4 protein-coding genes are annotated in these 4,290 nt (G+C 74.9%); all 4 read left to right on the forward strand.

Annotated elements, in window-relative coordinates; genetic code table 11:
• Nucleotides 1–91 precede the first annotated feature (91 nt).
• Nucleotides 92–895, forward strand: a complete 804-nt coding sequence (locus tag ABZ914_RS47510) for a maleylpyruvate isomerase family mycothiol-dependent enzyme (RefSeq protein WP_500201220.1) — start codon at nucleotides 92–94, stop codon at nucleotides 893–895.
• 115 nt (nucleotides 896–1,010) lie between these two features.
• Nucleotides 1,011–2,099, forward strand: coding sequence for a hypothetical protein (locus ABZ914_RS47515; protein ID WP_500201221.1), 1,089 nt, complete (start codon nucleotides 1,011–1,013; stop codon nucleotides 2,097–2,099).
• 125 nt (nucleotides 2,100–2,224) lie between these two features.
• Complete coding sequence (locus tag ABZ914_RS47520) at nucleotides 2,225–3,205, forward strand: DUF7064 domain-containing protein (RefSeq protein WP_500201222.1); 981 nt, start codon at nucleotides 2,225–2,227, stop codon at nucleotides 3,203–3,205.
• Nucleotides 3,202–4,257: a phosphotransferase gene (locus ABZ914_RS47525; RefSeq protein ID WP_500201223.1), complete on the forward strand. Its 1,056-nt coding sequence runs from the start codon at nucleotides 3,202–3,204 to the stop codon at nucleotides 4,255–4,257. The genes ABZ914_RS47520 and ABZ914_RS47525 overlap by 4 nt, the downstream gene beginning before the upstream one ends.
• Nucleotides 4,258–4,290 lie beyond the last annotated feature (33 nt).

Raw genomic sequence — 4,290 nt, forward strand, 5'->3', positions numbered from 1 at the left:
CGCCGCCCCTCCTCAAGGGGGCGGCGCCCGGGCGCGTCCGGAGCGTCTCGTACATTGAGGGCGCCCTGTCCCCCTGCCGAAGGACGCCGGGATGAACGACGAGATGCGCGGGAACGTCGCCGCGTTCGAGCAGACGGTCCGCTCCTCGCTCGCGCTGGCCGCGACGCTCGGCGCGGCGGAGTGGGACCGCCCGACCGACTGCCCGGGCTGGACGGTCAAGGACCAGTTCTCCCACCTGGTCTCGGTGGAGGCGTCGCTGCTCGGCGACCCGGTCCCCGAGGTCGAGGTCCCCGAGTTCGACCACATCCGCAACGACTTCGCGCGGTACCTGGAGGCCGGTGTGCACGCGCGGCGGTCCGTTCCGGGGCCGCAGGTGGCGGCGGAGCTGGCGGACGTGCTGGAGCGCCGCCTCGCCCAGTTGCCGGGCCTGGACCCGGACGAGCCGACGACGCTCCCGAACGGGAAGCAGGGCACGTACGCGCTGTTCATGCGGTTCCGCGCGATGGACTGCTGGACGCACGAGCAGGACGTGCGCCGCGCGGTCGGCCGTCCGGGCAACCTGGACGCGCCGGCGGCGGGCTGCTTCTGGGACATCCTCGCCCAGGGCCTGCCGCTCGTCGTGGCGCGCAAGGCGGGGGCGGAGCCGGGGCAGTCGGTGCTGTTCCGGATCAGCGGGCCGGTTGAGCGCCGGGTGGCCGTCGTGGTGGACGGCGACGGGCGCGGCGGGTTCGCCGGCGAGGTGCCGGACGACGCGACGGCCGAGTTGGACATGGAGTGGGAGTGCTACGTGCGGCTCACCGCGGGACGGTGCGGGCCGGACGCGGTGGAGGTGCGGGCCAAGGGGGACACGGAGCTCGCCGGACGGGTGCTCGCCGGCATGGCCCTGACCCCGTGAGGCGCCCCGGCGGGCGGTAGCCGGATCCGGCCACGGGCGGCCGGGACGGCTTTACATCCCGATCGTGCCAGTGAATGCTGGCATGATCGTGTTCCCGCTCGGGAGGAGACCGCCCGTGAGAACCGCGCTCGCCCGCCGCACCGCGCCGCTCGCGCTCGCCGCCGCCGTCGTCACCGGCACGGCCGCCGGGACGTCCGGCACCGCGCTGGCCGCCGCGCCGCCCGGCGCCTGGACCTCCACCGAGGTCACCGGCCTGACGGCCCCCGCGCTCTACGGGGTCACGGCGCCCGACCGCGGGCACGCCTGGGCCGTCGGCACGCAGTCGTCCTCGTCCGCCCCGCTGATCCTGAGCTACCGGCACGGCGCCTGGACGCCGCAGGCCGCGCCCGCCGGAACGGCCCCCGAACTGGTGGACGTCGCGTCCGGCGGGCCGTCCAACGTGTGGGCCGTCGGGCAGGGCGGCGGCGCCGCCACGGCGAAGTCGCTGCACTGGAACGGCCGCGCGTGGAAGGCCGTCGACTACCCGCGTCCGCAGCCGATGGCCGTTTCGGTCGACTCCCGAGGCAAGGCGTGGTCGATCGGCTCCAACACCGACGGCAGCGGCGCCGCCGTCTTCCGCCGCACCGGCGGAACCTGGGCGGACAAGGGGCTCTCGCTCGCGGGCGGGGGGATGCTGGACGCGCTGGCCGCGCGCACACCGAAGGACGTCTGGGCCGGTGGCCTGGGCCCGTCCGGCGACGGCCTGTGGCACTACGACGGGACAGGCTGGACGCAGATGGACATCCCCGGCGACTGGCCCCAGTGGGTGCTGCAGATCGTCGCGCTGTCGCCGGACGACGTCTGGTTCTACACGATCCCGCAGGACCCGCTGTTCTCCGGCCCGGACCTCGTCCACTGGGACGGGACCGCGTTCACCGTGACGAAGACGCCGTCGCCGTACGAGCAGGTCCGCCCCTTCGCGCAGGACGTCGGGTTCCTCGGCGACATCGCGTCCGACGGGCGGGGCGGCGTTTGGCTGCAGGACAGCCGCACGGCCTACTACCGGCACTTCGACGGGACGGCCTGGACGAGCGTGCCCCGCCCCGCCAACGACCTCGGCGGCTGGCCGCCGGTCTACGACCTCGCGCAGGTCGGCCGCACCGCGTCGGTGTGGGGCGTCGGGCCCGGCGCCGGGGACCGCCTGCTGATCGACCGGTTCCGCTGACCCGCGCGCGCCTCACCTAGCGGTCGGGCCCTCGCTTCCGCGGGCCCCGGCTGGGAGGATCTCCACAAGCCGCCCGCGCGGCCTCGCCGCCCCCTGACCCCCGAACCACCCCCGGAGGTTCGCCCATGGCGAAGATCATCGATCACGGTACCTGGCAGCTGACGCCGGCGGACGAGGGGCTGCACGAGCCCGGGTCCGAGGTGCTGTGGAACGAGTCCTACTACTTCGACTTCGCCGCCCCGGACGGGTCCGTCGCCGGGTACGTGCGGCTCGGCCTGTACCCGAACTGGGACCGCGCCTGGTACTGGGCGTGCGTGACCGGGAAGGACCGCCCGCTCGTCCTGATCGCCGACAACGACGCGCCGCTGCCGAAGCCGGGCACCACCGACGTCCGGACCGGTGCGTACGAGGCGACGCAGACCATCGCCGAGCCGTTCGGCCCGGTGCGGATCGGGCTGGACGGCGAGGGCGCCGTCCTGCCCGACCCCACCGCCGCGTACGGCGACACGTCCGGGGCGGAGACGACGCGCCTACGGTTCGACCTGCGATGGGACACCGTCAGCGGCGTCTACCCCTACAAGGACATCCCGCGCTACGAGATCCCGTGCACGGTCTCCGGCACCGTCACGGTCGGGGACGAGACCCTCGCCGTCGACGCGCCCGGCGAGCGCGACCACAGCTGGGGCGAGCGCGACTGGTGGAAGACGTCGTGGCTCTGGTCGTCCGGGCGCCTCGGCGACGGCACGTTCTTCCACTGCATGCAGGCCAACATCGGGTTCGCGATCCCGTGGCCGTCGTTCCTCGTGCCGCCGGGCGGCGAGATCGCGCACCGCGACGGCTTCTCCGCCGAGACCCGCTTTGCGGCGGACGAGCTGCCGGAGTCGTCGCACCTGCGGGTGCCGGGCGTCCCGATGACCGCGACGCCGCTGGCGTTCGCGCCCGTCGCGGTCGTCTCGCCGGACGGCCGGACCGCGCGTTTCCCGCGCGCGCTCTGCCGCTTCGAGGCCGAGGACGGCCGCACCGGCCACGGCTGGACGGAATGGCACCAGCCGCCCGGCTGGCAGGACCACGGCTGGTCGTACCTCGCGGAAGGCGGCGAGCGATGACCGGGCCGGTCGCGGGCGGCGCCGGCCTGACCGCGTCCTGGCTGACAGAGGCGCTCGCGCGCGACCTGGACGGCGCGGCGGTCACCGCGGTCGGCGCCGAGCCGGTCGGCACCGGCCAGGTCTCCGACAGCCTGCGCCTGAGCCTCACCTACGACGGCCCCGTCGGGCTGCCCGCCACGATGATCGCGAAAGTCCCGGCGGCGGACGAGGCGAGCCGCGCGGCGGCCCGCGCGATCCGCACCTACGAGGTGGAGGCGAGCTTCTACGCGGGCGTCGCGGACGGCCTCGACGCCAGCGTGCCCGCCTGCTACTTCTCCGCCTACGAGCCGGAGAAGGACGAGTACGTCGTCCTCTTGCAGGACCTCGCGCCCGCCCGGGCGGGCGACCAGCTCGCGGGCGTCTCGCCGGACGAGGCCGCCGCCGCGGTCGACGAGATGGCCGCGCTCCACGCCGCCGGCTGGAACGATCCCGACCTCGCCGCGCTGCCCTGGCTCAACCGGCACAGCGCGGAGGCCGCCGAGTTCACCACCGCGATGGTGACCGGGCTGTACCAGGGCTTCAAGGAACGGTACGCGGACCGGCTGGAACCCGAGGTCATCGGCCTGATCGAGGACTTCCTGCCGTCGCTGGGCGGGTACCTCGCCGCGCGGGACGGCGCGTCCACCCTCATGCACGGCGACTTCCGCGCCGACAACCTGCTGTTCGGCGGGCCGCGCCCGGTCGTGCTGGACTGGCAGACCTGCGCCTACGGGCCGGGCGCCGCCGACCTGGCGTACTTCCTCGGCTCCAGCCTGCCCGTCGAGGCCCGCCGCGCGCACGAGCGCGCGCTCGTCCGCCGCTACCACGCCGCCCTCACCGGGCGCGGCGTGGACCTGGCCTGGGACGACTGCTGGGACGGCTACCGCCGGCACGCGTTCCAGGGGATCGTCATGGCGATCGGCGCGTCGATGCTCGTCGAACGCACCGACCGGGGCGACGAGATGTTCTGCACGATGACCACGAGGCACGCCCACCACGCCCTCGACCTCGACGCCGCGTCACTGCTGCCGTGACCGCCGCCGTGGCGCCCCGCGTCCGGGGGCGCC

This window comes from Spirillospora sp. NPDC046719 (assembly GCF_040645715.1).
In the GTDB taxonomy this organism is placed as follows: domain Bacteria; phylum Actinomycetota; class Actinomycetes; order Streptosporangiales; family Streptosporangiaceae; genus Spirillospora.